This is a genomic window from Kitasatospora setae KM-6054 (genome assembly GCF_000269985.1).
In the GTDB taxonomy this organism is placed as follows: domain Bacteria; phylum Actinomycetota; class Actinomycetes; order Streptomycetales; family Streptomycetaceae; genus Kitasatospora; species Kitasatospora setae.
Genome location: NC_016109.1, coordinates 6,621,151 through 6,647,336, shown reverse-complemented (window position 1 = coordinate 6,647,336; position 26,186 = coordinate 6,621,151). Strand labels below are relative to the sequence as shown.

The following is a 26,186-nucleotide window of genomic DNA, read 5'->3' as shown; positions in this document are numbered from 1 at the left end:
GAGAGGCACCAGATGCGACCAGCACCGACGACACCGGTGGCCTGCCCGCCCACGTCCGACCCCAGGGCCCGCTACCTGCGGTGGATCAGCGACCGGCCCCGGCAGGTCGTCCTCCAGCCGACGACCTTCTGCAACCTGGACTGCTCCTACTGCTACCTGCCGGGGCGGGCGGTGAAGAACGCGATGCCCGTCGAGGTCGCCGCAGCCGTCGCCCGCTCGGTCACCGAACTGACCGACGCGAGCGGCCCGCCGGTGCGGATCATCTGGCACGCGGGCGAACCCCTCACCCTCGGCCGGGTGCGCTTCGCCGAGCTGCTGGCCCCGTTCGAATCACTGCGCGCCGAAGGCCGCGTCCAGCACGCCGTCCAGACCAACGCCACCTTGATCGACGACCGGTGGTGCGACCTGCTCGCCGTCCACGGCGTGCGCGTCGGGGTCAGCGTCGACGGTCCGCGCGTCCTCAACGCGCGCCGCGTCGACCGGGCCGGGCGGGCGGCGTTCGACCGGATCCTGCGCGGCATCGGCGCGTTGCGCGAGTACGGCCTGCCGTTCTCGGTGATCTCCGTGGTCAGCCGGGAGAGCCTGCACGCGCCCGAGGCGCTGCTCGACCACCTCACCGCCCTGGGCTGCCGGTCCATCGGGCTGAACATCGAGGAGTACGAGGGCGTCAACACCGGCCGGGCCGTACCCGACCTCGGCGACGCCGTCGACTTCTGGGCCCGGGTGCTCACCTGGAGCCACCACCGTCCCGACGCACCGCCCGTCCGCGAACTCGACCGGCTCGGCTCCTACCTGCGGATGACCCGCGACGGTACCCGCCCGCAGTGGGAGGACGCCCGGCACGACCCGATCCCCACCGTCACCGCGAACGGCGACGTCGTCCTGCTGAGCCCCGAACTCGCCGACACCCGAACCTCCGCCTACGACGACTTCCGCGCTGGCAACATCCTGCGGCAGCCGCTCGCCGCGATCCTCGCCGACGCCCACCGACTGCGCTACGTCACCGAGTTCCTCACTGGCCTGGACAACTGCCGTACCAGCTGCGACTTCTTCGACTTCTGCCGCGGCTCCCAGGCCGGCAACCGCTACTTCGAGCACGGCACCTTCACCGCCACCGAGACCGCGTACTGCCGCTCCACCGAACAGGCCCTCGTGATCGCCGCCGCCGACACCACCCGGAAGGACACCACCGCGTGAACGCCCTCGCCACCCTCACCGCGGCAGTCGGCTCCCCGGAACTCGACCACCTCCTCCAGCGCGCCGTACCCGCTGTGACCACCGAAGGCTGGGACAACCAGCCGACCTGGAGCAACAACCCCGGCACCCCCTGGAACAACACCCCGAGCTGGGACAACACCCCCGTCAACCCGTGGAGCGACTGGCACAACGGCCCGGCCTGGGCGGACTTCCCGAACAACCGGTAGCCGCCCGCGCCCCTGCCAGGATCAGCAGCACCTGCCGGGCCCGCACCGCCGCGGGCCCGGCACCGACCCGAATCCCGGAGCAGCACCGTGAAGAACCGCACCTACGGCACCGCCCGTGTCGCTCTGCCCGGCCTCGACGCGACCGACCGGCACCTGCGACCGGTCGGCCACCTCGGCGGCGACAGCGTCCGCGACTTCCTCTACGCCGACACCGACCTGCGCGACCTCGACCTCATCGACACCGCGCTCCTCGCCGGCCGGATCCGCAACCTCTCCGCCCAGCGCACCACCCTCGAAGGCGTCCGCCTGTCCTCCGTCGAGATCACCGCCAGCACCATCGCCTCGCTGGCCTGGTCCGGCAGCCGCGCCACCCAGGTCCACTGGTCCGGTAGCCGCCTCATGGGCGCCACCCTCAGCAACGTCACCCTGGGTGACGTCCTCTTCGAGGGCTGCCGCCTCGACTACGCCACCTTCGACAACGTCCGGGCGGCCGGCACCCTCGTCTTCGACCGCTGCATCCTCACCGAGGCCGTCTTCACCGGCTGCGACCTGACCGACGCCCTCTTCCGCGACTGCACGCTCGACAAGACCACCTTCAACCGCGGCAAGTACCGCGGCACCGACCTGCGCGGCAACGAGCTGAGCACCATCAGCGGCACAGCCCACCTCACCGGCGTCCTGCTCGACCCCGCCCAACCCGACCAGCTCACCCGCGCGCTGCTCACCGAACTCGACGCCACCGTCCTACCGCTCGACCAGACCTGATCAGGAGAGCCGTCGTGCCCATCGCCGTCCCGCCCTCCGGCCTGGCCGGGCTGACCGCCCGCGCCGAGCAGGGAACCCTGCGCATCGAGAACCACGACCCGGCCTACGAGCCCGGCGCCGTGGCCCCTGGCAGCCAGTGGGCGCCCCTCGCCCAGGCCGACGCCCACCGCCTGGCCGCCACCCCCGGCACCCCCGCCAACCTCCTCACCCAACTCGTCTCCCTGCCCGCCGCGTTCGACCTCGACCGGGCCCTTGCCGCCCCCGTCGGCGCCACCCTGCTGCCCGCAGTCGCCGACGGCCCGGTGCACTTCCTCGGGGCCGTCACCAGCCCGCCCGGCCAGGCCACCACCACGCTCAACCACCACACCGGCCGCCGACTCGGCATCCACCTCGACAACTTCGACCGCCTCCCGTACCCGCGCCGGCACCTCGCCCGCCGCCGGCTGTGCGTCAACCTCGGCCCCGGCCCCCGCTACCTGATCCTCGGCCACCACGACGCCCGGCACATCACCCGGGCCGTCCACCCCGACGACCACACCACCCGCGCCCCGCACACCGATGACCTGCGCCGATACGTCGCCACTGGCGGCGATCCGGCCTGCGTCCGGCTGCGCCTGGAGCCCGGCGACGCCTACCTCGCACCCACCGAACTCCTCCCGCACGACGGCTCCACAGCCGACCTCGACCGGCCCTCCACGGCGGCGTTCTGGCTGGGCTCCTTCCCGCCCGAAGCCTTCTCCTGCTTCCGCTGAGGCTCTCCGAGCGCCGGCCGGACGGGCGCGGCCCCCGGCTCCGCAGGGGGAGTCGGGGGCCGCGTCGGGGTGGTGGCCGGTCGGGGGTCAGAGGGTGAAGACCTCTTCGATGAGTGCCTGCTGTTCGGCGGTGTGGCGCTTGGCGGAGCCGACGGCGGGGGCGGAGGAGGCGGGGCGGGCGACGCGGCGCAGGCGGGCGTTGCCGCCGGTGGGGCCGATGACGACCTGGAGGTGGTCGACGAGGTTCATCGCGATGAAGGGCCAGGCGCCTTGGTTGGCGGGTTCTTCCTGGGCCCAGACGAACTGGACGTCGTCGCCGTAGCGGGCGAGTTCTTCCTGGAGTTCGGCGACCGGGAGGGGGTAGAGGCGCTCGACGCGGACGATGGCGGTGTCGGTGACGCCGCGGTCGGTGCGGGCGGCTTCCAGGTCGTAGTAGAACTTGCCGGAGGTGATGACGACCTTGCGGACCTTGGCGGGGTCGACGGTGCGGTCGCCGATGACGGGGCGGAAGGCGCCGGTGAGGAACTCGGAGGCGGCGGAGGCGGCGGCCTTGAGGCGGAGCATCGACTTCGGGGTGAAGACGATCAGCGGCTTGTGGTGCGGGTTGTGGGCCTGCCAGCGCAGCAGGTGGAAGTAGTTGGAGGGCAGGGTGGGCATGGCGACGGTCATGTTGTCCTGCGCGCACAGGGCCAGGAAGCGCTCGGGGCGGGCGGAGGAGTGGTCGGGGCCCTGGCCCTCCATGCCGTGCGGCAGGAGCAGGGTGACGCCGGAGTGCTGGCCCCACTTCTGCTCGGCGGAGGCGATGTACTCGTCGACCATGGTCTGGGCGCCGTTGACGAAGTCGCCGAACTGGGCCTCCCACATGACCAGGGCGTTGGGGCGGGTCAGCGAGTAGCCGTACTCGAAGCCCATCGCCGCGTACTCCGACAGGAGGGAGTCGTAGACGGTGAAGCGGGCCTGGTCCTCGGTGAGGTACATCAGCGGGGTGTAGTCCTCGCCGGTGTTGCGGTCGATGAGGACGGCGTGGCGCTGGCCGAAGGTGCCGCGGCGGGAGTCCTGGCCGGCCAGGCGCACGGGGTGGCCCTCCATGAGGAGGGAGCCGATGGCCAGGGCCTCGCCGGTGGCCCAGTCGATGGTGTCGTCCTCGATGGAGGCGGCGCGTCGCTGCAGCTGCGGGAGCAGGCGGGGGTGGACGGTGAGCCAGTCGGGGAGGTTGACCTGGGAGGCGGCGATCCGCTTGACGGTCTCGGCGGAGATGCCGGTCTGCAGGGAGACGGGGAAGTCGGCGACCGGCCGGCCCGGCTCGGCGGGAGCGGGGGCGGCGACGGCCTCGCGGACCTCGGCGAAGACCTTCTCCAGCTGGCCCTGGAAGTCCTGCAGGGCCTGTTCGGCCTCTTCCATGGTGATGTCGCCGCGGCCGATCAGCGCCTCGGTGTAGAGCTTGCGCACCGAGCGCTTCTTGTCGATCAGGTCGTACATCAACGGCTGGGTGAAGGACGGGTTGTCGGCCTCGTTGTGCCCGCGGCGGCGGTAGCAGATCAGGTCGATGACGACGTCCTTGTGGAACTGCTGGCGGAACTCGAAGGCCAGCCGGGCCACGCGCACGACGGCCTCGGGGTCGTCGCCGTTGACGTGGAAGATCGGCGCCTCGATCATCCGCGCCACGTCCGTGCAGTACATCGACGAACGCGAGGAGGCGGGGGCGGCGGTGAAGCCGACCTGGTTGTTGACGACCACGTGCACGGTGCCGCCGGTGCGGTAGCCGCGCAGCTGCGACATGTTCAGCGTCTCGGCGACCACGCCCTGCCCGGCGAACGCCGCGTCCCCGTGGATCTGGATCGGCAGGACCGGGAACGTGGTGCCCCCGAAGTCCAGGATGTCCTGCTTGGCCCGCGCGATGCCCTCCACCACGGGGTCCACCGTCTCCAGGTGCGACGGGTTCGCCGCCAGCGACACCTTGATCGTCTCGCCGTCCAGGCCGGTGAACGTGCCCTCCGAGCCCAGGTGGTACTTCACGTCACCCGAACCGTGCATCGACTTCGGGTCCAGGTTCCCCTCGAACTCCCCGAAGATCTTCCCGAACGGCTTGCCCACGATGTTCGCCAGCACGTTCAGCCGCCCGCGGTGCGCCATCCCGATCACGGCCTCGTCCAGGCGGTGCTCGGCCGCCGCGTCGATCGTCGCGTCCAACAGCGGGATCAACGACTCGCCGCCCTCCAGCGAGAACCGCTTCTGCCCGACGTACTTCGTCTGCAGGAACGTCTCGAACGCCTCCGCCGAGTTCAACCGGCGCAGGATCCGCAACTGCTCCTCGCGCTCCGGCTTCGTGTACGGCTTCTCCAACCGCTCCTGCAGCCAGCGGCGCTGCGCGGGGTCCTGGATGTGCATGTACTCGATGCCCACCGTGCGGCAGTAGGTGTTGCGCAGCAGGCCCAGGATGTCGCGGAGCTTCATCATCTTCTGGCCGCCGAAACCGCCGACCGCGAACTCCCGCTCCAGGTCCCACAGCGTCAGGCCGTGGGTGGTGACGTCCAGGTCGGGGTGCTTGCGCTGCATGTACTCCAGCGGGTCGGTGTCGGCCATCAGGTGGCCGCGGACCCGGTAGGAGTGGATCAGCTCGATCACCCGCGCGGTCTTGTTGACCTCGTCGTCGTGCGTGGTGGCCACGTCCGTGGCCCAGCGCACCGGCTCGTAGGGGATCCGCAGGGACTCGAACACCTCGTCGTAGAAGTTGTTCGCGCCCAGCAGCAGCTGGTGGATCGAACGCAGGAACTCACCCGACGCCGCGCCCTGGATGACGCGGTGGTCGTAGGTCGAGGTCAGCGTCATGATCTTGGAGATGCCCAGGCGGGCCAGGGTCTCCGGGGAGGAGCCCTGGAACTCGGCGGGGTACTCCATCGCGCCGACGCCGACGATGGTGCCCTGGTTCTGCATCAGGCGCGGCACCGAGTGGACGGTGCCGATGCCGCCGGGGTTGGTCAGCGAGACCGTCACGCCGGTGAAGTCGTCCATCGTCAGCTTGTTGGCGCGGGCCCGGCGCACGATGTCCTCGTACGCCTGCCAGAACCCGAAGAAGTCGAGGGTGTCGGCCTTCTTGATCGCCGCGACGACCAGCTGCCGGTCGCCGTTGGGCTTGACCAGGTCGATGGCCAGGCCCAGGTTCACGTGCTCGGGCTTGACCAGGTAGGACTTGCCGTCCTCCACCTTGTAGGAGTGGTTCATGCCCGGGTTGGCCTTCACGGCCTGGACCAGCGCGTAGCCGATCAGGTGGGTGAAGGACACCTTGCCGCCACGGGCGCGCTGCAGGTGGTTGTTGATCACGATCCGGTTGTCGATCAACAGCTTCGCCGGGACCGCGCGCACCGACGTCGCCGTCGGGACCTCCAACGACGCGTCCATGTTCGACGCCACCGCCTTCGCCGGACCACGCAGCTGCACCAGTTCGTCACCGGCCGGGCTCGGCGCGGCGGCCTTCGGAGCGGCGGCCTTCGGCGCGGCGGCGGCCTTCGCGGGGGCGGCGGGCGCCGGGGCGGCGGGCGCGGGGGCGACAGGCGCGGGGGCGGACGCGGCGGGCTCAGCCACGACGGCGGCCGGGGCGGCGGCAGCGGGAGCAGCCGGAGCGGGCTCGGTGACCGGGGCCGGGGCACTGGTCGGGCCGTCGCTGAAGAAGTCGCGCCAGGCCCGGTCGACCGAGGACGGGTCCTGGAGGTACTGCTGGCGGAGTTCCTCGACGAGCCATTCGTTAGTTCCGAAACCCGAACCCTGGCCTATTGCTTCGGACATGTCTTCAACTTCTCCCGGTGACGGCGGTCTTGACGGTCAGGTTATCCCGCGCAAACGGCGGTCGGCCGGGCACCTCGTCGGGGGCGCGGGCGGCGACAACCCGGTCCCGGCCGCAGCGGGGACCGGCGCGCAGCGGCGGGGAGGCGGGGGGCGGGTAGGGGGCGGCCGAGTCGGTACCCGACTCATCTGCCGCCATCTCCGGTCTTCCCCTCGATGCTGTCGCGACTGTCCGGCCCGCCGGTCGGCGGACGGGGTCGATTGTAGCTCTGATCTGCGGATTCGGAAGGGCCGGGGGTCGGCCCGGGGCGGCCTGCGGGGGTGCGCAACGGCCGCGCGGGGCAGGGGGGTTGGCGAGTCGTCCGGCGGGGCGGCGGCGTCCGGTCCGTTGCCCGGCCCGTTGCCCGTGCCGCTGGGCGGGCCGGTCGGCGGCGGCGCGCGGCCGGCCGGCGCCGTCCCGGCGGGTTCGGCGGGTTCGGCCGGCTCGGCCGGGTGGCATCGCACCACCGCCGGTCCCGGTTGTCCCCGCCCCCACCCGGGTGGGGGGACGACCGGGACCGGCGGTGGCGTGAATGGGTACCTGCCGGTGTGCGTCACGGAATTCGGCGCCCTTGTTTTCCGGCCTCCTCGCGGGTGTCGCGGATAATCCTTTTCCGGTGGGCCCGGGCGGGGTCAGCCGTTGGTCTCGGCCACGGCCGCCAGGACGGCCCGGGCGCCCGCGACGCCCTCGGGGTCGGGGCGGCCGGACTCCCGGGCGGCCTCCAGGCCGGTGGCGAGGTCGGCGAGCAGGGTGGCGAGGCGGGCGTCGTTGGTGCGGGTGAGCGGTTCGTGGCCCTGCCAGAGGGCTTCGCGGACGGCGGCCGGGTTGAGGGTGTCGTCGCCGGCCAGGCGGCGGGCGACGCTGCTCTCCAGCGCGCCGGGGGTCCAGTCGCCGCGGCCGAGTTCGGAGTTCAGCAGCAGGGCGCGGTCAGCAAGCAGGGTTCGAACGGACATGGGTGCTCCTGGTGATGGTGGGAGGGGTGGGTGCCGTGTCGCGCACGGCGGGGAGGTCCTGGGAGACCAGGGCGTGGGCCCGGATCCGCCGGTCGTCGCCGACGGTGACCGGGCCGAGTACGGAGGCGCCGGTGCCGATCAGCACCCGGTCGCCGAGCACGGGGTGCCGACGGGCGCCGCCGCGGCCGTCGCGGAGCCAGCCCCGGGAGCCGAGGGTGACCCCGTGGTAGAGGGTGACGTCGTCGCCGACGACGGCGGTCTCGCCGATCACGACGCCGAAGCCGTGGTCGATGAAGGCGCGCCGGCCGATCCGGGCGCCGGGGTGGATCTCCATGCCGGAGACGATCCGGCCGATCCAGGTGAGCAGGGCGGGGCGCAGCCGCCGTCCGCGCCGGTAGTGGTGGTGGGCGATCCGGTGGAGGGCGAGCCCCTGCCACGGCGCGTGCAGCAGGGCGTGGGCCCGGCCGGTGCACGAGGGGTCGCGCTCCAGGACCGTGTCGAGGTCCTCGCGGACCTGCCGGAGCAGCCGGAGCAGGGGCGCGGTCACGGCCGGGCCGCCGGTGCGCGCTGGGTGTCCAGCCGGTTGATCCGGTACATGGTGCGCTGGAACAGGTCGCCGGCGGTGAGCGTCGGGTAGCGCTGGGGGCGGCCCTCGGCGCCGGCGACGGCCAGCGGGGTGAGCACCGTCCAGGGGGTGGGGTGGCAGAACTGGACGATGGAGAGCCGGCCGCCGCGCTGTCCGGGGGCGGCGACGACCCGGTGCACGGCGGCCCGGGCGAGGCCGCCGGTGAGCCGGTCGAGCACCATGCCGACGTTGACCACGGCGTGTCCCTCGGGGACGTCGACGGCCAGCCACTCGCCGTCGACCAGGACCTCCAGGCCGGCGGCGGTGGCCCGGGGCAGCGCGGTGATCAGGTCGAAGTCCTGGTGCTCGACGGCCCAGACGTGCTGCCCGGTGGGGGCGAGGTCCATCGGCGGGTACCAGGTGGCGCGGTTGACGACCGGGCCGTCCTCCAGCATCTCGGTGAAGTAGTCGGGGTGGACGCCGAGCGGTTCGGCCAGTACCCGGACCACGTCGAGCTGGAACTCCCGCATCCTGGTGTGCAGTTCGGTGAGCGCCTTGCCGATGCCGGGCACCAGGTGGTCGGGGAAGTACGGTTCGCGGTAGCGGGCGGGGTAGCGCTCGCGCAGCGGGTGGGCGGCGGGCAGTGCGGCGCCCCAGTGGAAGAGCTCCTTCCAGTCGGGGGCGGCGCCCTTCTCGGCGGTCTCGACCAGCGGCGGCAGGTAGCCGGACTGGCCGTTGCTGCCGGGCACCTGGCAGGCGGCCTTCTGCTCGGCGGGCAGCCGGAAGAAGTCGCCGAGCAGGCCGTACGCCTCGTCCAGCAGGCCGTCCGGGACGGTGTTGCGGACCAGGAAGAAGCCGTCCCGGAGGGCGGCCCGCAGGTGGGCGTGGTCGCCGGGGGCGCGCAGGTCGATCTCGCGGAGCATCAGCGGGCCTCCCCGTCCAGCGGGGCCGCGAAGGACAGCGCCAGGTACTTGAGGTGCAGGCCCTGGTAGGCGAAGTCGCGGTCGATCTCCAGCCGGCCGGTCGGGGTGAGGCCCTGGGCGGCGAACAGCGCGGTCACCGAGTCCTCGGGCAGCCACCAGTTGTGCCGGCCGTCGGCGAGCAGGTGCTCGCTGACCTCGCCGTCGGGGCTGAGGAAGACGCTGACCACCAGGGAGCCGCCGGGGCGCAGCAGGGCGCGGGTGTGGGCGGCCCAGCCGGGCCAGTCCTCGCGGCGCTGGTGGTGCAGGCAGCCGTTGTCGACCAGCAGGTCGACGGCCGGGCCGCGGTAGTCGAGGAAGTCGCCCTGGTGGAAGCGGGCGGTTCCGGCGGCGGGCGGGACGGTGTCCCAGACGTCGAGCAGGTCGAGGCCGGTGGCGTCGGCGCCGAGCCGTTCGGCGAGGACGGCGGTCTGCCGGCCGCGGCCGCAGCCGACGTCGAGGACGCGGGGCGGGCGGTCGGGGTCGAGGCCGGTGGTGGGGGCGGCGGCGAGGGCGAAGTGGGTGACCCGCTCGTTGGTGACGTGGTGGGTCCAGGAGTCCCGGGAGTCGGCGTACCACTCCCGGAACGACGCTTCGACGGTCCGCCGGTAGGCGGCGTACTCGGCGTCGACGGCGTCGGCGGCGTACTCGGCGGGGTCCGCCGCGAGCTGCGCGGCGCGGTCAGAGAGCTGAGGCATGCTCCCACTCCTCGGGTGTCCCGCGGCCGGCGACGACCGCGACTGCGTTGCGGCCCTGCGGGCCCTGGTCGATGGCCGCCGAGGCGCGCAGCCAGGCGCCGGCGCCGCTGCCGGAGACGGCGATGCCGTGTTCGGCGCGGAGCGTGCGCATGGCGTAGAGCGCCTGCGGATAGGCGACGGTGGTGAACTCGATGCCGGTCGCGGCGGCGGCGAGCAGCGGCTGGCGCAGGCCGAGGCCGAGGCCGCCGGTGCCGGGCATCCGGCGGGCGGTGCCGGGTTCGCGCGGGTCGCCGTAGGGGGCTTCGGAGGGGAAGACGGCGAGGGCGCGCAGGGCGGGGTTGGCGGCGGCGAGGGCCTGGGCGGTGCCGAGCAGGCTGCCGCCGGAGCCGACCGCGGCGGCCAGCACGTCGGCCCGGACGCCGTGCGCGGCGAGCTGGGCGGTGATCTCCCGGCCGGTCCGCTCGCGGTGCACGGCGGCCGCCTCGGCGGCGCAGTGCTGGAGCAGCAGGTGGCGGCCGTCGCGTTCGGCGACCCGGACGGCCTCGTCCATGGCGCCGAGGAAGCCGGTGCCGGGGCGGCCGCGGCTGACCTCGGCGCCGTGCCGGGCGAGGGCGGTGGTGAGCCGGTCGGGCGAGCCGTGCGGGACGACCAGGTGCAGGTCGACGCCGAGTTCGCCGCAGAACTCGGCGAGGGCGAGGGCGAGGCTGCCGCCGGAGTACTCGACGAGCCGGACGTCGGGGCGGCCGGCCCGGGCGACGGCGGCGCAGAGCAGGGCGTACGCGGTGCGGGACTTGACGGTGCCGGAGGTGTTGGCGGCTTCGGTCTTCAGCCAGACCCGGCCGCGGCCCTCCTGGCTGGGGACGGGGACCAGCGGGGTGCCGCCGAGGCCGCGGCCGAGGGTGGCGAGGCCGGGCAGCAGCCGGTGCGCCTCGGCTTCCAGCGGGGCGAACGGGGCGTCGAGGTCGGCCGGGCCGGGGGCCCGGGCGGCGAGGGCGCGGGTGATGTCGGGGAAGGAGGCGGCGGCGTCGGGGTAGCGGGCGGTGGCGGGGGCGCGGGTGGTGTCGGGGAGCGCGGTCATGACGGCCGCTCGGAGGTGGCGAGCCGGAAGCCGACCGGGTAGAGCGGGCCGGGGAAGGCGCCGTGCCGGCGCCGGGTGCGGGTCAGGTCGCCGAAGCGGGAGAACGAGCCGCCGCGGGCGATCCGGTAGCCGCCCATCGACTGGACGAGGTGGTCGTCGACGTACGGGCCGCCGGGGTAGGGGGCGTAGTCGTCGGCGACGAACTCCTCGACGTTGCCGCCCATGTCGTGGGCGCCGAACGGGGAGCGGCCGGCCGGGAAGGCGCCGACGGGGGTGGTGGTGTGCACGCCGGTCTCCCGGGTGTTGGCGGCGTCCGGGTCGAAGCCGCCGGGCCACGGGAAGGGTCGGCCGTCGGGGCCCTTGGCGGCGTGCTCCCACTCGGCCTCGGTGGGCAGCCGCCAGGGGTGGCCGGTGCGGTCGGTGAGCCAGCGGGCGTAGGCGTCGGCGTCCTCGGGGCGGATCCCGGCCACCGGGTGGTTGGCGCGGTCCCACGGGTAGGCGCCCAGGTACCAGGTGGTGGGGCGGCCGGGGCGGCCGGTGTCGGCGAGGAACGCGCGGTACTCGCCGTTGGTGACGGGGTAGGCGGCGATCCAGTAGTCGGCGAGCTCGACGGTGTGCTCGGGCGTCTCCTTGGCGATCCAGGAGTCCTCGACGCCGACGTGCTCCCAGGCCCGGGTGACGTGGCCGACCTCGTCGGCGGGCAGGCCGATGGTGACGGTGGCGCCGGGGACGAAGCGGGCGGCGGGGGCGGGGCCGATCCGCGGGTCGCCGACCAGGGCGAGGACGGCGCCGGCGGCGAGCCGGTCGGCGAGCGGCAGCCGGGGGTCCTCGACGGCGGCGGCCAGCCGCTCGGGGGTGGGGTCGGCGGGCAGCGCGCCGGTCCTGGCGGGGGCCAGGTCGGCGTGCTCGGTGAAGTGCGGGGAGTCGGCGATCTCGTCGAGCCTCATACGGCGGCCTCCTGGAGCAGGGCGAGGGTGTGTCCGCCGAGTTCGGCCTTGGCGGCCAGGTAGCGGGCGTTCTCGGCGGTGAGGTGGGTGCCGGTCGGGACGACCTCGGCGACCTCGATGCCGTGGGCGCGCAGTTCGCGCACCTTGTCGGGGTTGTTGGTGAGCAGCCGGATCCGGGTCAGGCCGAGCGCCCGGAGCATCGCGGCGGCGGCCGTGTAGTCGCGCTCGTCGTCGCCGCGGCCGATCATCCGGTTGGCGGTGAAGGTGTCGACGTGCTCCTGCAGGACGTACGTGTCGAGCTTGTTGTAGAGGCCGATGCCGCGGCCCTCCTGGCGGAGGTAGAGGACGGCGCCGCCCTCGGCGGCGATCAGCCGCATCGCCTCGTCGAGCTGCGGGCCGCAGTCGCAGCGCTCCGAACCGAGGACGTCGCCGGTGAGGCACTCGCTGTGCAGCCGGACCAGCGGGGCGCGGTCGCCGGGGGCGGCCGGGACCAGGCAGGCGAGGTGCTCCTCGCCGTCGGGCAGGTCGTGGAAGGTGACCAGTTCGGCGCGGCGGCCGGCGGCCCGGGTGAGGGTGATCGGGACCCGGGCGCGGACGCTGGTGGGCACCGGGAGGGTGTGGATGGTGGCGTTCACGCGGCGGCCTCCACCGGCTCGGCGGTCAGGGCGGTCAGGGCGGTCTCGGTGCGGTCGGTGCGGTCGGCGGTCTCGGCGGTCGCGGCGAGTTCGCCGACGTGCAGGGTGCGTTCGATCCGGGCGGTGCCGTCGGCGTCCTGGCCGACCAGGACGATCCGGCCGTCCCAGCCGGCCACCGCGACCCGGCCGGCGTCGAGCGGGAGCATGCAGGACAGGCCCTGGGCGAACTCGGCGAGCACCCGGCCGGAGGCGAGGGTGCCGACCGAGTCGTCCCAGTCGACCTGCCAGGCGTAGAGGCCGAAGTCGTAGGAGCCGGCCAGCACGGTGGGGCGGTCCGCGTCGCCGAGCAGGCCGACGCACTTGACCGACTCGTCCGGGCCGAGCAGGGTCTGCACCTGCTCGCCGACCCAGGCGCCGTCCGGGGTCCGGGAGATCCGGCCGACCTTGACGGTGTGGTCGCGGGAGGCGCTGGCGGCGACCGCGCCGTGCAGTCCGGCGACGGCGTTGACCAGGTTGCCGTGCACCCAGAGCAGGTCGCGCTCGTGCGGCGGGCCGGCCGCGACGGTGCGGTCGGTGGCGGCGGAGAGGAAGCCGCCGCCGGGCAGCGGGGCGAGCGACTTGACCGAGCCGCCGTGCGCCTCGATCCGCTCGCGCAGGTCGAGGGTGTCCGGGTCGAGGAGCAGCAGTTCGCCGTTGTAGGTGCCGGCCACCAGGGCGCCGCCGTCCACCGCCAGCGAGGGCAGCGGGGCGCCGAGCTGGCCGCTGACGGTGCGGGTGGTGCCGTCGTGGCGGATCACGTGCCCGGAGTAGGTGCCGGCGTAGACGGTGTCGCCGTCGGTGGCCAGCGAGAGGATCGGTCCGTCGGTGAGGTCGAGCGCGCGCACCTCGGGGCGGTCGCCGGCGGTGTCGGTGCGGACGGCGAAGACGGTGCCGCTGTCGCAGCCGACCAGCAGTTCGCCGGCGCGGGCGGCCAGCGCGTTGGGGCCGTGGGTGGCCCGGTCGGGGCCGGAGAGTTCGCGGCCGTCGTCCAGCGCGTACAGGTGCGGGGCGTTGCGGAAGCTGCCGGCGGCGACCAGGCCGTGCGCGGCGGCGACCGAGCGCGGCCAGACCCGGCGGTCGTCGACCCGGTGCAGCCGGGTGCCGTCGCGGTCGAACCAGTGCAGCGAGCCGTCGTAGGCGCCGACCACGAAGACGCTGTCGTCCTCGGACCAGTCGACGGCGCGGGCGGCCGAGCTGGAGACCTCCACGGTGCGGACGTGGTCGAGCTCGCGGGTCAGCAGGTCGACCGCGCCGTCGTCGCGGGCCACCGCGAGCAGGTCGCCGGCCCGGGACCAGCCGCAGCCCTCGATCGAGGAGTCGTAGTGGCGGCGGCGCGGCTCGCCCGGGCGGTCCGGGTCGCCGACCGCGACCAGGCCGTCCTCGCCGACGGTGGCGACCAGGCCCTCGACGCTGATCGAGACCATCATGCAGTGCGCCTCGTGCGAGCCGACCTCGGCCAGGAAGCCGCCGTCCGGGACGGACCACATGGTGGCCCGGCCGTCCTCGGAGACGCAGATCAGCCGCTCGCCGTCGGGCAGCCACGCCACCGAGTTGATGTCGTCGGTGTGCCGGGCCAGCACCTGCAGCAGGACGGCCGGGCCGCGCTCGGGCACCCGCCAGACGGCGACGGTCTTGTCGGCCGAGGCGGTCGCCAGCAGGGTCGGCTCGGCCGGGTTCCAGGCGGAGGCGTTGACCAGTCGGCGGTGCCTCAGCGTGGCCAGCTCGGTGGGGCGGGCCGGGTCGGCGGTGTTCCAGACGATGACGGTGCCGTCGTAGGAGCAGGTGGCGAGGCGCTGCCCGTCGGGGCTGAACGCCACGTGGGTGATCGGCGCCGAGTGGCCGGTCCCGCTGCGCGGGATGTCGATGGTGCGCACGCTGTGTGGTTCCTTATCTGGAGGGTGTATTTCGGATCGCCCGCGGAATTCGTCCGGGGCGCTGGCGAGGGGATTTCGGCCGGCCCGCCGACCGTGTTCGGCCTGCTGGTCCGGCGGGTCGGCGGCTTTCCCCGGCCCGTTTCGGGTCCGGGGGATTTCGGTGCGCGGACGAATTTCGGCGGCGTGGTCACCGCTGCCGGGAACGTGCCGGGAACGGGGGCCGGGCCGGGTGGGGTCGACCCGGGTCGGGTCGGGTCGGGTCAGGCCGCGCCGCCGCGGGCCAGCGCGGCCGACATCGCGGCGGCGTGCGCGGCCGAGGCGAGCGTGAGGTGGCGGTGCCAGCCCTGGTAGGAGCGGCCGACGAAGTCCCGCAGGCCGACCTGCTCGCCGGTCTCGGCGGAGTCCCGCACCACCCGCCGGCTGAGCTTGGCCAGGCCGACCACGTTCTCCAGCGAGCGGTCGGTCAGGTCGGTGAGCCAGAGCTCGGTCGGCGGCCGGTCCGGGTGCTCCCACTCGCCGAACAGCAGCCACTGCTGGGCGGCGCCCCAGGCGGAGGAGGCGGTGGCGGCGGCGGTGGCGGCGGGCCGCTCCCGCCGGCCGGCCTGCGGGAGGGTGACCCGGATGCCGGCGACCAGCGCGGCCCGGTCGACCGAGCCGCCGGGGAAGTGGTCGGTCCACTCGACCGGGCGGCGCAGCCCGCGCACCGCCTGCAGCATCCGGGCGGCCTGCACCGGCCCGGCGCCGTAGCCGGGCATCGCCGGGTCGGCGACCAGCAGCGGGTCACCGGGCTGGAGCCGGGCCACCACCGGGAGGTTGGCGCCGCGCAGGGTGCTGAGCACCGAGCCGGCCACGCAGTCCCGGGAGGGCAGCACGACCGGTCTGGGCCGGACGTTCCAGCGGAGCGTCTCCAGCACGGCGGAGGCGCCGCACTGGGCCATCGACTCCTGGTCGACGGTGTCGGGGATGTCGGCCTGGTGGCGGCGGTGCTCGTCCTCCAGCCAGGCGTCGGACAGGAACAGCCGCCAGTTGACCGGGGCGCTCATCTCCTCGCCGGCGAACCAGACCCCGAAGGAGTGCTGGCCGCGCACGGAGTGGCCGAGGTCGGAGACGAACCGCCGGTCGACGCCGACCGAGTGGTCGCCGGACTTGGCGATCGGCATCGACTGCAGCACCCAGGCCCGCGGCTGCTGGGTGCGCTCCAGGTGGGCGGCCAGCGCGCGGCGCATCGGCACCCAGTCCCAGGTGGAGGAGGAGACGAAGTGGTGCAGGGACTGCTCGGTGCCGGCCCCGCCGACCGCGCTGGCCAGGTTGCGGATCGACTTGCGCCCCTCGGCCCGCAGCAGGCCCTGGATGTACTGCTCGCCGCGGGCGCGCTGGTCGCTGCGGCGCAGCGAGGCGAACAGGGTCGAGGTCAGTTCGCCGAAGACGCCGTCGACGTCCGCCTGGTCGGCGGCGTCCGTCCGGCCGGCACCCGTACGCCTGGCGGCGGCCGCCCGGGCCGCCGGGGAGTCCGTCGCGGGGTCCGCCGAGGAGTCCGGGCCGGCCGGGCGGCGGTCGTGGGGGACCGCCCGTCGTGCTGCCGCGAGTCCGGTCCCGTCACCGGAGGGCCTTGCCACCACCCCGAGGGGAGAAGTCGTCATCAGTGCTCCATGTGTCCTGGGTCCTGATTGCAGACTGGGACGGGGCGTTCCCGTGTCCTTCCTTTTCCGTTACCGACCGGTTGGGCGATCGAATAGGATCGCGGGACCGAACTGGCCTCACGCGGGGGAAGTGCGACCTTTGGGCAGTAACGCCGCACATGTGGACGGTTCCGGACAGATCCGCTTCGGAATCCTCGGCCCGCTGGAAATCCGGGTCGACGGTGCACGGATCCGTCCGGGGGGGGCGGTGCACGAACGGGTCATCGCGACGATGCTGCTCCAGCCGGGCAAGGTGCTCCCGGTGTCGCGGCTGGTGGAGGCGGTCTGGGCCGAGGACCCGCCGGCCACCGCCTCGCACCAGGTCCGCAAGGCGGTCGCCGACCTGCGGCGGCGGATCCCGGGCGGCAGCGCCCTGATCGTCACCGAGGGCCCCGGCTACGCGGTGGTGCTGGCCGACGGGCAGTCGGACCTCAACGACTTCAACGAGCTGCTGCGGCGCTCCCGCGAGCACACCGCCGAGGGCCGCCCGGCCGAGGCGGCCGAGGCGCTGCGCGCCGCGCTGGCGCTGTGGCGCGGCCCGGTGCTGTCCGGCGCGGGCGGCGCGGTGGTCGAGGCGGCCGCGACGGTGCTGGAGGAGACCCGGCTGGCCGCCGCCGAGCAGCTGTTCGACCTGCGGCTGGCGCTGGGCGAGTCGGTCGAGCTGGTGGTGGAGCTGCGCGGCCTGATGGCCGAGCACCCGCTGCGGGAGACCCTGCGGGCCCAGCTGATGCTGGCGCTGTACCGCTCGGGCCGGCAGGCCGAGGCGCTGCAGGAGTACGCCAGGGCGCGCGAGCTGCTGGTCGAGGAGCTGGGCATCGACCCGGGCGCGCAGCTCACCCGGATGTACGAGGACATCCTGCGGGCCAACCCGGAGCTGGGCGGCCCGGAGAGCGCGATACCCGCCGCGCTCCCGGCGCAGCCCGCCGCCCCGCCGCCGCCCGCGCCGGTGCCGTGCACGCTGCCGCACGGCCTGCCCGACTTCACCGGCCGCGAGCGGGAGCTGCGCAAGGTGCTGGAGGCCGCCGGCCGGGAGAGCCGGGGCCCGCGGATCATCGCGATCGACGGCATGGGCGGCGCGGGCAAGACCGCGCTCGCGGTGCACGCCGCGCACCAGCTCTCCGGGGAGTACCCGGACGGGCAGATCTTCCTCGACCTGCGGGGCTTCTCCCCCGACCAGGAGCCGCTGCGGCCGTGGGCGGCGCTGGACGTCCTGCTGCGCCTGCTCGGCGTGCCCGCCGAGGAGATCCCGACCGACGGCCCGGGCCGGATCGCGCTCTGGCGGGCCCGGCTGACCGGCCGGGTGCTGCTGCTGTTCGACAACGCGGGCGACGCCGGCCAGGTGCTGCCGCTGCTGCCGCCCTCCCCCGACTGCCTGGTGCTGGTCACCAGCCGGGCCCGGCTGGTCGACCTGGACGGCGCCCGCTGGGTCTCGCTCGGCCTGCTGCCGCCCGAGGAGAGCGACGCGATGATCCGCGAGGTGCTCGGCACCGAGCGGGTGGAGCGCGAGCCGGAGGCCGCCGAGGAGCTCGCCGCCCTCTGCGGCCACCTGCCGCTGGCCCTGCGGCTGGCGCTGGCCCGGCTGCGCAAGCGGCCGAGCTGGTCGATCTGGTACCTGGTGGAGCGGCTGCAGGACGAGACCCACCTGCTGGACGAGCTGTCGGCGGGCGAGCGCAGCGTCGCCGCCAACCTCAACCTGTCCTACCGGGCGCTGGACGAGGAGCAGCGCACCGCGTTCCGGCTGCTGGCCCAGCACCCGGGCCCGGAGATCGACCTGCACGCCTCGGCGGCGCTGCTGGCCACCGCCCCGCGCAACGCCGAGGACCTGCTGGAGGACCTGCTCGACAAGCACCTGCTCCAGCAGCACGACTCGACCCGGTACGCCTTCCACGACCTGGTGCGGGCGTTCGCCCTGTCGGTGGGCGACGGGGTGACGGGGCCGCAGGAGCTGGCGGCGGTCCGGCGGATGGTCGGCTACTACGTGGCGGCCACCGACCGGGCCTGCGAGGTGCTGTTCCCGCACCGCGGCGCGCTGCTGCTGGCCGCGCCCGAGCCGGGCCCGGCGGCGGAGCCGGCGCTGCCCCGGCTGACCGACCCGGAGCGGAGCCTGGAGTGGTTCGACCGGGAGATCGGCTGCGTGCTGGTGCTGCTGGAGCGGCACGCGGACCGCTGCCCGCCGGTGCACGTCTTCCGGCTGGCCCGGAACGCCTCGTTCCTGCTGAACCTGCGCACCCGGACGGGCGAGTTCGTCGAGGTGTCGACGGCGGCGGTGGCGGCGGCCCGGCAGATCGGCGACTCGCACCTGGTGGCCCGCGGGCTGGCCAACCTCGGGGTGGCGCACTGGAAGCTGGGCCGGTTCGAGGCGGGCCTGCCGGCGGCGGAGGAGGCGCTGAGCCTGGCCCAGCAGGGCGAGGACCCGCGCGACGTGCCGTTCGTGCTGGGCCTGCTGGCGGTGCTGCACTACGCGCTGGGCAACCTGGCGAAGGCCCTCGACTACGGGAACCGGGCGATCGCGCTGCACCAGAGCCTGGGCTCCAAGCGGCCGCAGGCCGAGGACTGGGCGACGGTGTGCAGCGTGCTGACCGCGCTCGGCCTGCACCAGGAGGCGGTCGAGGCGGCGCGCAACGCGATCGAGCTGAGCCAGGAGCTCGGCTACAGCGACAACGAGGTGGTCGCCTGGACCTGCCTGGCGCTGGCGCTGCTCGGACTGGGCGACGTGGCGGGCGCCCGGGAGGCGGTGGACCGGGCGCTGGCGCTGAACGACGCGTCGAAGAAGCCGGAGAACCACGGCCTGGCGCTGGCCGTGTCGGCCGACCTCTACCACCGCCTCGGCCTGGCCGAGCGCTCCCGCGAGCACGAGCGGCAGGCGCTGGAGCAGCTCGGCGTGCGCTCGACCCGGCAGCGCGCGGCGACCGCGCACAACCTGCTGGGCCTGGCCCGGCTGCGCGGCGGCGAGCCGCAGCGGGCGCTGGAGCTGCACGGCGCGGCGTACGAGCACGCGGACGGGATCGGCCACCGGGTGGAGACCGCCCACGCGCTGGACGGGCTGGCCGCCGCCTACCGGGAGCTCGGCCGGACCGCGGAGGCCGAGGCGTACGCGGCGCGGGCGGGCGAGCTGTTCGCGGCGATGGGCCTGCCCGAGGCGGGCCGCCGCCGGCCCTGAGTGAGGCCGGGGCGGCGGGAACGGCGGCGCGCCCCGTCCGGGAGTCCCGGGCGGGGCGCGCCGCGTGGTGCGGGGAGGTTCACGGGGTGGCGGTGGGGCTGGGGGTGGGGTTGGCCGGCGGGGCGTAGGGGTCCTTGTTGTCGCCGAGGACGACCGGGGTGGTGTAGGGGTCCTTGTTGTCGGCCAGCACGACCACCGGCGCCAGGTAGGGGCCCTTGTTGTCAGCGACGCTGCTGCCCGTCTGGCCGGCGACGCCGAGCACCGCGGTGGTCGCGATCGTGAGGGTACCCACCAGAGCAGCGATCTTGCCGATCATGTTCCCCAACCCCTTTGTCCCGGTTCTCGGTTTCCGTCGCTTTCGACATCACTGATGTTCGAAGACGCCGGTACCGCGCCGTTCCCCTTCGGTTCCCCGCCGCGGGGCCCGCGCGGGAACGGGCCGGTGCGGGGGTCCGCGGCGGGGGCGGGCACGGCCCCCGGGCGGCTGGTCCGCGCGCGCTGGACCTCATCCGAAGGCGTGCCGCAGTTCGGCCTCCAGGCGGTCGAGGTCGCGTGCGTGGCCGTGCGCGGCGATGTGGCCGTCGGGCCGGACCAGGTAGTAGCCGCCGGCCCGGCAGCCGGTCTGGTCGGCGGCCTCGGCGCGGCGCAGCAGGACGGTGCGCAGCAGCGGGTGGCGCCCGGTGATCAGGTCGAGTTCCCGTTCCCAGCCCCGGTCGCCGTTCGGGACCACGGCCAGGTGCCACTGGCTGGGGTCGACTCCCGGGCCGGCGACGCCGTAGCCGAGGGCGAGCCGGCGCGGGAGGACGGCGCCGATCTCCAGGGCGCCGGGCAGGGCCCGGCGGGCCCGGCAGCCGGTCCAGCCGGAGGGCCGCTGGGTGTCGCGGACGGGCGGGTAGGAGAGCCGCCGGCCGGCCATCACGGGGGCGTAGAGCCGGGAGACGGCGCCGCTGCGGTCGAGCAGCCGGAAGGCGGCGTCCCGGGCGGCGACCTTGGCGGGGTGGCCGGCCACCCAGGCGCGGGTCTGCAGGTCGGTGTCGCGGACCAGCTGCCGGGTGACCTCGGCGCGCTCGGTCCCGTACGAGTCGAGCAGGGCGGCGGGCGAGTCGCCGGCGATCACGGCGGCGAGCTTCCAGGCCAGGTTGTGGGCGTCCTGGAGGCCGTTGTTCATGCCCTGGCCGCCGGCCGGGCTGTGCACGTGGGCGGCGTCGCCGACCAGGAAGACCCGGCCGCGCTGGAAGGCGGTGGCCCGGCGGGCGTGCACCCGGAAGACGGCCGTCCAGACCGCCTCCTTGATCCGGACGCCGCGCGGCCCGCGCTCGTCGATGATCGCCTGCATGGCGACCGGGTCGGCCTGGCCGGCGCCGTTCGGCATGACGGACAGGAAGCGGAAGATGCCGCCGGGGATCGGCACGATGATCAGGGCGCCGCTCGGCGACTGGTAGAACATGCAGGCGTCGGGCGGGAGTTCGCCCTCGATCCGGGCGTCGATCAGGGCGAAGGCCATCTCGTAGGTGGAGCCCTCGAAGCCGATGCCGAGCTGGCCGCGGACGGCACTGCCCGCGCCGTCCGCGCCGACCACGAAGGGGGCGCGGAGCCGCTCGACCCGGCCGGTGCCGGCGTGTTCGAGGACGGCGGTGACGCCGTCGGTGGCATCGATCCGGCCGGAGTAGTCGACGCCGTCCAGGGCGAGCAGCCGCACGCCGCGCTCGATCTTGCCGCCGAGCCGCTCCAGCCGCTCGGTCAGCAGGCGCTCGGTGACGTGCTGCGGGAGGGTGCGGCAGGCCAGGTCGTCGGTGAACCCGAAGGAGGCCAGCGGCTGCCGGTCGGAGAAGTAGCTCAGGGTGTTGATCCGCACCGACTCGCGGGCGACGCCGTCCCCGAGGCCGCTGTCCTCCAGGATGTCGAGGGCGCGCGGCCAGACGGACAGCGCCTTGGGGGTGAGCGACTGCTCGGCGGCCCGGTCGATCACCCGGACCCGGACGCCGCGGCGCAGCAGTTCGACCGCGGTCAGCAGGCCGGAGGGTCCGGCGCCGACCACCAGCACGTCGAGGTCGCCGCCCGGGGCGGGGGCGGGGGCGGCGGAGGTGGGGGCGGCGGGGGCGGGGCGGCCCTCGCCGGTCATCAGTTCGGCCACGGCTTCGGCTCCTCAGTCGGTGCGGACGCCGGTGGTGACGGCGTTCGTCGGCTCGGTGGGCAGGACGTCCAGGCTGATCCCGAAGTGGGTCTTGTAGGCGGCGAGCAGGTCGGCGTCGTCGGTCAGCACGGTCTTGGTGCGGGAGTCGCCGTCGACCACGTTGAGGTGGCGGCCCTTGAGGGTGACCAGGCCGGTCTCGGTGCGCACCGAGCAGAACAGGCCCTGGAGGAAGGAGGAGTCGGGCGAGGTGCGGTACCACCACAGGGTGGGCGCGTAGTCCTCGATCCGGACCGGGGTGTCCTGGACCTGGTAGAGCGGGCGGCCGTCCAGCAGGACGTCGACGGTGCCGGGGCGGCCCTCGGTGTCGACCAGCTGGTAGGCGCCGTGCGGGTCCTGCTGGACCTCGCGGCTGGTGAAGTCCAGCGGGCGGCGGCTGTTGCGGCCGAAGCCGGTGTCGACCAGGTAGACCCGCTCGCCGATGGTGACCCGCAGGGCGAGGTGGCCGAGCAGCGGGCCGAGGCCGTCGGGGCGGTGCACCCGGCCGGGGATGATCTCGACCTGGTAGCCGAGCGCGGTGAGCACGAAGCCCAGCGCCGGGTTGACCTCGTAGCAGCCGCCGCCGCGGTGCTGGAGGGCGATCTTGTCGAGGACGCGTTCGTCCATGACGATCTCGCGCCCCTCCAGGTGGTAGTCGAGGTTCTCGAACGGGACGGACAGCACGGCCCGCTCCTGGAGGTGCGCCAGCGCCTCGGCGTCGGGGCGGGCCGGGCGGGTGGCGCCGATTCGGGTCAGGTACGCGTCAACGAGGGTGTCGGACGGCATGGTGGCTCTCCTTGGGTGGACGGGGAGGGGGTGAGGGTTCCCCCGCTCGGGCTCGGTTGCCCCCGCTCGGGCTCGGGGCCGGCGGGCGGACGCGGCGGGTCCGCTACCAGCGGAGCAGCGACAGGCCCATCGCCATGCCGCCGCCGAAGGCCGCCAGCAGGACGAGGTCGCCGGGGCGCAGGTCGCCGTTGCGGGCGGCGCGGTCGAGGGTGATCGGGACGGAGGCGGAACCGGTGTTCCCGTACTCCCGGTAGGTGGTCGGGATCCGCTCCGGGCCGATGCCCAGGGACTCCCCCAGGGCCTCGATCATCCGGCCGTTGGCCTGGTGCGGGATGAAGCGGTCGAGGTCGGCGGTGCTCAGCCCGGCCTCGGCGAGGAACTCGTGCACGGCCGGGCCGACGTGCTCGGCGACGAAGTCGCGCACGCCGCGCCCGTTCATGGTGAAGTACTGCAGGCCGGCCTCCAGGGTCTCCGGCGTGGTGGGGATCCGGCTGCCGCCGGCCCGGACCTCGATCAGGTCGCGGTCGGCCGCGAAGCCGGCCAGCCGGCTGGCGACGATGCCGCGGTCCGGCCCCGGGGCGGGGCCGAGCACCACGGCGCCCGCGCCGTCGCCGAACAGGATCACCGAGCGCTTGTCGGCCGGGTTGAGGATCCGCGAGTACACGTCGGCGCCGACCACCAGCGCGTACCCGCCGCCCGCCGCCTTCAGGACGCTCTCGGCGGCGGTCTGCGCGAACAGGAACCCGCTGCACACCGTGTTCACGTCGAACGCGGCGGTGCCGCGGTCGGCGCCCAGCTCGCCGGCCACCACGCTGGCGGTCGGCGGCTGCGGCTGGTCGGGGGTCGAGGTGGCCACCACGACCAGCGAGAGCTCGGCCGCGCCGATCCCGGCCGCCTCCAGGGCGGCCCGGCCGGCCCTCACCCCGAAGTCGGACGTGGCCTCGTCCGGCTTCGCCCAGCGCCGCTCGCGGATGCCGGTCTTGCCCAGGATCCACTCGTGGTCGACGCCGGCCGGGCCGCCGACCTCGTCGTTGGTGACGACACGAGACGGAACGCTCGAACCCGTGCCGAGCACACCCACCGGTACAGCGTCCCGCCCACCGCTCATCCCCGTCGTAGTCATCCGCACGGCTCCTTCATCTCCTTCGTGTCTCATGCTTCCGGCCGCCCGTGGGGCGGACAATCAGCGCGCCAGGACCCTGTCAGGTGCCACGGCGCGGAGCCCGGCGGGCATCGGCGCCCGCTCCGGGAGGGCCGCCAGCAGGGCGGCGACGATGCCCGGGCCGTTCTGGGTGAGCACCGACTCGGGGTGGAACTGGGTGGACGCGAAGTGCGGTCCGCGCAGCGCGTGCACCTCGCCGGTCTCCGGGTCGCGGCTGACCTCCACCCGGCCGAGGTCCGGGATCTCCAGCGCGTCCACGGCGCTGCGGGAGGCGAACGTGTTGTAGAAGCCGACGAGTTCGGGGCGGCCGAACAGGTCGATCCGGCGCTGGGTGCCCTGGTTGGGCTCGGCCCGGCGGACCAGCTCCAGGCCGAGCAGGGTGCTCAGCACCTGGTGGCTGAGGCAGACCGCGAGGAACGGCCGCCGCTGGTCGAGCAGCGTGCCCACGGCGCCCCGCAGGTGGGCGATCTTGGCGTCGCCGACCTCGCGCGGGTCGCCGGGCCCGGGGCCCATCACCACCAGGTCGTGCCCGTCGAAGGAGTACGGCTCGTCGAACCGGCGGACCGTCACCTCCAGCCCGAGCGCGGCGAGCTGGCCGGCGATCATCGAGGTGAAGGTGTCCTCGGCGTCGACCACCAGCACCCGGCGGCCGGCCAGCGCCGGGTCCGCGGCGGCCCGCCGCGGCGTCGGCTGCCCGTCGGCCAGCCAGAACCCGGCGATCGTCCGGTTGCGCTCCGCCAGCGCCGCCAGCACCCGGGGGTGGGCGGCGAACCGGGCGGCGTCGTCGGCCCGCAGCGCGGAGAGCAGGCCCTCCGCCTTGGCCCGGGTCTCGGCGACCTCGGAGAGCGGGTCGGAGTGCCGCACCAGGGTCGCGCCGACGCCGATCCGGACCCGGCCGGTCCGGTCGATGTCGGCGGTCCGGATCAGGATCGAGGAGTCCAGGCTGCGCCCGCCCCGCTCGTCCCGGCCGAACAGCGCCAGCACGCCGCTGTAGTAGCCGCGGCCGCCCGGCTCGTACTTGGCGACCACCCGGCAGGCGCTCTCCAGCGGGCTGCCGGTGACGGTCGGCGCGAACATCGTCTCGCGCAGGATCTCCCTGGGGTCGAGGTCGGTGCGGCCCTCGATGACGTACTCGGTGTGCGCGAGCCGGGCCATCTCCTTCAGGAACGGGCCGACCACCCGGCCGCCGGACGGGCAGATCCGGGACATCATCTTCAGTTCCTCGTCGACGACCATGTACAGCTCGTCGATCTCCTTGCGGTCCGCGAGGAAGTCCATCACCCCGGCCAGCGACGGCCCCTGCGCCGGGTACCGGTAGGTGCCGCTGATCGGGTTCATCACCGCGGTGCCGCCGTGCAGGCTGACGTGCCGCTCCGGGCTGGCGCCGACCAGCGTCCGCCCGCCGGTGTACACGATGAACGTCCAGTACGCGCCGGACTCGCGCTGGAGCAGCCGGCGGAAGAACGCCAGCGCGTGCGCGGTCGAGTAGTCGCTGACGTCCGCCTGGAACGAGCGCTTGATCACGAAGTTGGCGCCCGCGCCGGTGCCGATCTCCTCGGCGACCACCCGGCGGACGATCTCGGCGTACTCCTCGTCGGAGACGTCGAAGCCGCCCTCGCCCAGCCGGATCGGCACGTCCCGGATCCGGCCGAGCGCCTCGGCCAGGCCGATCCGCTGCTCCTCCCGCACCCGCAGCGCCACCAGCGGCGTGCCGTCGTCCGGGGCGGCGAAGCCGCGCTCGGCGATCTGCCGGTACGGGACGAGGGCGAGCAGCTCCTGGTGCGCGCCCCGGCCGGGGTCGGCGGCGGACAGCTCCAGCGCGTCCAGCGTCGCGGCGTGCGCGACCTCGCCGACCAGCACCTCCAGCACGCCGGGGCCGTTGGCCTCCGGCCGGTGCAGCAGCGCGAACGGCGGCGGGTCGGCGCCCAGCACCCGGCCCAGCGGGTCCAGGCCCAGCAGGTCGGGGCCCAGCGCGTCGAGGCCCAGCGCGTCGAGGCCCAGCGGGTCGGGGCCCAGCGGGTCGCGGTCCGGCCCGGCCGCGGCGGGGGGCGTCACCGGAGCACCTCGTCGGCCAGCGCGACGACGGCGCAGCGGCGCGCCGCGTAGTCGATCGCCATCCGGTGCTCGGCGCCGGAGAAGTCGGCGACCGCGTCGGCCACCAGGAAGGTCTCCAGGTCGTTGCTGAACGCCTCGACGGCGGTGGCGAGCACCCCGACGTGGGCGTACACGCCGCAGACCACCAGCTGGTCGCGGCCGGCGGCGCGCATCCGGGCCAGCAGCTCGGTGTTGAAGAACGCGCTGTAGCGCCACTTGGTGAACACCCAGTCGCCGTCCGCCGGGGCCAGCTCGGGCACCACCTGGCGGTCCTCCTCGGTGGTGCGCATGCCGGGGCCCCAGATGTCCTTCAGCAGGCCGCGCTGCTCGGGCGTCATCCCGCCGGGCTGCGCGGTGTAGGCGACCGGCACGCCCAGCGCGTCGGCTCTGCGGCGCAGCGCGGCCACGTTGCCGACCACCTCGCGGCGCAGCGGCTCCGGGAAGGGCTGGAGGAAGTAGCGCTGCATGTCGTGGACCAGCAGGACGGCCCGGTCCGGGTCGACGCTCCAGCGCGGGATCGCGGTGGGCAGGTCCGCTCCGGTCGGCAGCGGGTAGTGCTCGATGGTCGGAAGGCCGGCCATGGTGGTCCTCTCGGTGAGTGGTGGGTGGGGCCCGCCGGCGGCGGG

21 protein-coding genes are annotated in these 26,186 nt (G+C 74.6%); 5 read left to right on the top strand and 16 right to left on the bottom strand.

Annotation, left to right across the window (positions count from 1 at the left end; genetic code table 11):
- Positions 1 to 12 precede the first annotated feature (12 nt).
- The 4 genes from amcB (at position 13) to KSE_RS29325 (ending at position 2,941) form a co-directional block, all read left to right on the top strand.
- Positions 13 to 1,197 carry a cyclophane-forming radical SAM peptide maturase AmcB gene (amcB, locus tag KSE_RS45955; RefSeq protein ID WP_063747519.1) on the top strand — a complete coding sequence of 395 codons (1,185 nt, stop codon included), beginning with the start codon at positions 13 to 15 and terminating at the stop codon, positions 1,195 to 1,197.
- Positions 1,194 to 1,424 (top strand): multiple cyclophane-containing RiPP AmcA, encoded by a 231-nt coding sequence (gene amcA / locus KSE_RS29335; RefSeq protein ID WP_014138993.1) that lies wholly within the window; start codon positions 1,194 to 1,196, stop codon positions 1,422 to 1,424. Before amcB ends, amcA begins: the two co-directional genes overlap by 4 nt.
- 87 nt (positions 1,425 to 1,511) lie before the next feature.
- The gene (locus KSE_RS38855; protein ID WP_014138992.1) at positions 1,512 to 2,189 is read left to right on the top strand and encodes a pentapeptide repeat-containing protein; all 678 of its coding nucleotides are present in this window, start codon (positions 1,512 to 1,514) and stop codon (positions 2,187 to 2,189) included.
- Positions 2,190 to 2,203: 14 nt separating this feature from the next.
- Positions 2,204 to 2,941, top strand: coding sequence for a hypothetical protein (locus KSE_RS29325; RefSeq protein WP_014138991.1), 738 nt, complete (start codon positions 2,204 to 2,206; stop codon positions 2,939 to 2,941).
- Between the two features lie 87 nt (positions 2,942 to 3,028).
- Here the strand turns inward: KSE_RS29325 and KSE_RS29320 are convergent, their stop codons facing one another.
- From KSE_RS29320 to KSE_RS29275, 10 genes are all read right to left on the bottom strand, one after another.
- Positions 3,029 to 6,724, bottom strand: coding sequence for a multifunctional oxoglutarate decarboxylase/oxoglutarate dehydrogenase thiamine pyrophosphate-binding subunit/dihydrolipoyllysine-residue succinyltransferase subunit (locus KSE_RS29320; protein ID WP_014138990.1), 3,696 nt, complete (start codon positions 6,722 to 6,724; stop codon positions 3,029 to 3,031).
- 669 nt (positions 6,725 to 7,393) lie between these two features.
- A complete protein-coding gene (locus tag KSE_RS41515; RefSeq protein WP_014138989.1) occupies positions 7,394 to 7,714 on the bottom strand; it encodes a hypothetical protein in 321 nt (106 codons plus the stop codon).
- Positions 7,689 to 8,261: a serine O-acetyltransferase EpsC gene (gene epsC / locus KSE_RS29310; protein ID WP_014138988.1), complete on the bottom strand. Its 573-nt coding sequence runs from the start codon at positions 8,259 to 8,261 to the stop codon at positions 7,689 to 7,691. Before epsC ends, KSE_RS41515 begins: the two co-directional genes overlap by 26 nt.
- Positions 8,258 to 9,202, bottom strand: a complete 945-nt coding sequence (locus tag KSE_RS29305; RefSeq protein ID WP_014138987.1) for an isopenicillin N synthase family dioxygenase — start codon at positions 9,200 to 9,202, stop codon at positions 8,258 to 8,260. The genes epsC and KSE_RS29305 overlap by 4 nt, the downstream gene beginning before the upstream one ends.
- Entirely contained in the window at positions 9,202 to 9,936 is a 735-nt protein-coding gene (locus KSE_RS38850; protein ID WP_014138986.1) for a class I SAM-dependent methyltransferase, read from the bottom strand. Before KSE_RS38850 ends, KSE_RS29305 begins: the two co-directional genes overlap by 1 nt.
- Positions 9,920 to 11,014, bottom strand: coding sequence for a pyridoxal-phosphate dependent enzyme (locus tag KSE_RS29295; protein ID WP_014138985.1), 1,095 nt, complete (start codon positions 11,012 to 11,014; stop codon positions 9,920 to 9,922). Before KSE_RS29295 ends, KSE_RS38850 begins: the two co-directional genes overlap by 17 nt.
- Positions 11,011 to 11,961, bottom strand: coding sequence for a formylglycine-generating enzyme family protein (locus tag KSE_RS29290; protein ID WP_014138984.1), 951 nt, complete (start codon positions 11,959 to 11,961; stop codon positions 11,011 to 11,013). Before KSE_RS29290 ends, KSE_RS29295 begins: the two co-directional genes overlap by 4 nt.
- The gene (locus tag KSE_RS29285) at positions 11,958 to 12,596 is read right to left on the bottom strand and encodes a GTP cyclohydrolase II (protein ID WP_014138983.1); all 639 of its coding nucleotides are present in this window, start codon (positions 12,594 to 12,596) and stop codon (positions 11,958 to 11,960) included. The genes KSE_RS29290 and KSE_RS29285 overlap by 4 nt, the downstream gene beginning before the upstream one ends.
- Entirely contained in the window at positions 12,593 to 14,509 is a 1,917-nt protein-coding gene (locus KSE_RS29280; RefSeq protein WP_014138982.1) for a WD40 repeat domain-containing protein, read from the bottom strand. The genes KSE_RS29285 and KSE_RS29280 overlap by 4 nt, the downstream gene beginning before the upstream one ends.
- Before the next feature lie 260 nt (positions 14,510 to 14,769).
- Positions 14,770 to 16,149 carry an IS701 family transposase gene (locus KSE_RS29275; protein WP_202523348.1) on the bottom strand — a complete coding sequence of 460 codons (1,380 nt, stop codon included), beginning with the start codon at positions 16,147 to 16,149 and terminating at the stop codon, positions 14,770 to 14,772.
- 247 nt (positions 16,150 to 16,396) lie between these two features.
- Between KSE_RS29275 and KSE_RS29270 the strand changes: the two genes are divergently transcribed.
- Positions 16,397 to 19,348 (top strand): AfsR/SARP family transcriptional regulator, encoded by a 2,952-nt coding sequence (locus tag KSE_RS29270; protein ID WP_014138980.1) that lies wholly within the window; start codon positions 16,397 to 16,399, stop codon positions 19,346 to 19,348.
- Positions 19,349 to 19,427: 79 nt separating this feature from the next.
- Here KSE_RS29270 and KSE_RS29265 read toward each other — a convergent pair whose 3' ends face one another.
- The 6 genes from KSE_RS29265 to KSE_RS29240 form a co-directional block, all read right to left on the bottom strand.
- Positions 19,428 to 19,664, bottom strand: coding sequence for a hypothetical protein (locus KSE_RS29265; protein WP_033258229.1), 237 nt, complete (start codon positions 19,662 to 19,664; stop codon positions 19,428 to 19,430).
- A 189-nt stretch (positions 19,665 to 19,853) separates the two neighbouring features.
- Positions 19,854 to 21,482 (bottom strand): FAD-dependent monooxygenase, encoded by a 1,629-nt coding sequence (locus KSE_RS29260; RefSeq protein WP_014138978.1) that lies wholly within the window; start codon positions 21,480 to 21,482, stop codon positions 19,854 to 19,856.
- 12 nt (positions 21,483 to 21,494) lie between these two features.
- Positions 21,495 to 22,304, bottom strand: coding sequence for an arylamine N-acetyltransferase family protein (locus KSE_RS29255; RefSeq protein ID WP_014138977.1), 810 nt, complete (start codon positions 22,302 to 22,304; stop codon positions 21,495 to 21,497).
- A gap of 103 nt (positions 22,305 to 22,407) precedes the next feature.
- Positions 22,408 to 23,427, bottom strand: a complete 1,020-nt coding sequence (locus tag KSE_RS29250) for a 3-oxoacyl-ACP synthase III family protein (protein WP_106437748.1) — start codon at positions 23,425 to 23,427, stop codon at positions 22,408 to 22,410.
- A gap of 60 nt (positions 23,428 to 23,487) precedes the next feature.
- On the bottom strand, positions 23,488 to 25,467 hold the full coding sequence (locus KSE_RS29245) for an anthranilate synthase family protein (protein WP_051055996.1): 1,980 nt from the start codon (positions 25,465 to 25,467) through the stop codon (positions 23,488 to 23,490).
- A 50-nt stretch (positions 25,468 to 25,517) separates the two neighbouring features.
- Complete coding sequence (locus KSE_RS29240) at positions 25,518 to 26,141, bottom strand: isochorismatase family protein (RefSeq protein WP_014138974.1); 624 nt, start codon at positions 26,139 to 26,141, stop codon at positions 25,518 to 25,520.
- Positions 26,142 to 26,186: the final 45 nt, after the last annotated feature.

Bases quoted from the DNA above. Each gene is read 5' to 3' on its own strand.
- KSE_RS29305 (WP_014138987.1), bottom strand. From the start codon at position 9,202: ATGCTCCGCGAGATCGACCTGCGCGCCCCCGGCGACCACGCCCACCTG.
- KSE_RS29275 (WP_202523348.1), bottom strand. From the start codon at position 16,149: ATGACGACTTCTCCCCTCGGGGTGGTGGCAAGGCCCTCCGGTGACGGG.
- KSE_RS29295 (WP_014138985.1), bottom strand. From the start codon at position 11,014: ATGACCGCGCTCCCCGACACCACCCGCGCCCCCGCCACCGCCCGCTAC.
- KSE_RS29255 (WP_014138977.1), bottom strand. From the start codon at position 22,304: ATGCCGTCCGACACCCTCGTTGACGCGTACCTGACCCGAATCGGCGCC.
- KSE_RS29265 (WP_033258229.1), bottom strand. From the start codon at position 19,664: ATGATCGGCAAGATCGCTGCTCTGGTGGGTACCCTCACGATCGCGACC.
- KSE_RS38850 (WP_014138986.1), bottom strand. From the start codon at position 9,936: ATGCCTCAGCTCTCTGACCGCGCCGCGCAGCTCGCGGCGGACCCCGCC.
- KSE_RS29250 (WP_106437748.1), bottom strand. From the start codon at position 23,427: ATGACTACGACGGGGATGAGCGGTGGGCGGGACGCTGTACCGGTGGGT.
- KSE_RS41515 (WP_014138989.1), bottom strand. From the start codon at position 7,714: ATGTCCGTTCGAACCCTGCTTGCTGACCGCGCCCTGCTGCTGAACTCC.
- KSE_RS29320 (WP_014138990.1), bottom strand. From the start codon at position 6,724: ATGTCCGAAGCAATAGGCCAGGGTTCGGGTTTCGGAACTAACGAATGG.
- KSE_RS29290 (WP_014138984.1), bottom strand. From the start codon at position 11,961: ATGAGGCTCGACGAGATCGCCGACTCCCCGCACTTCACCGAGCACGCC.
- KSE_RS29240 (WP_014138974.1), bottom strand. From the start codon at position 26,141: ATGGCCGGCCTTCCGACCATCGAGCACTACCCGCTGCCGACCGGAGCG.
- amcB (WP_063747519.1), top strand. From the start codon at position 13: ATGCGACCAGCACCGACGACACCGGTGGCCTGCCCGCCCACGTCCGAC.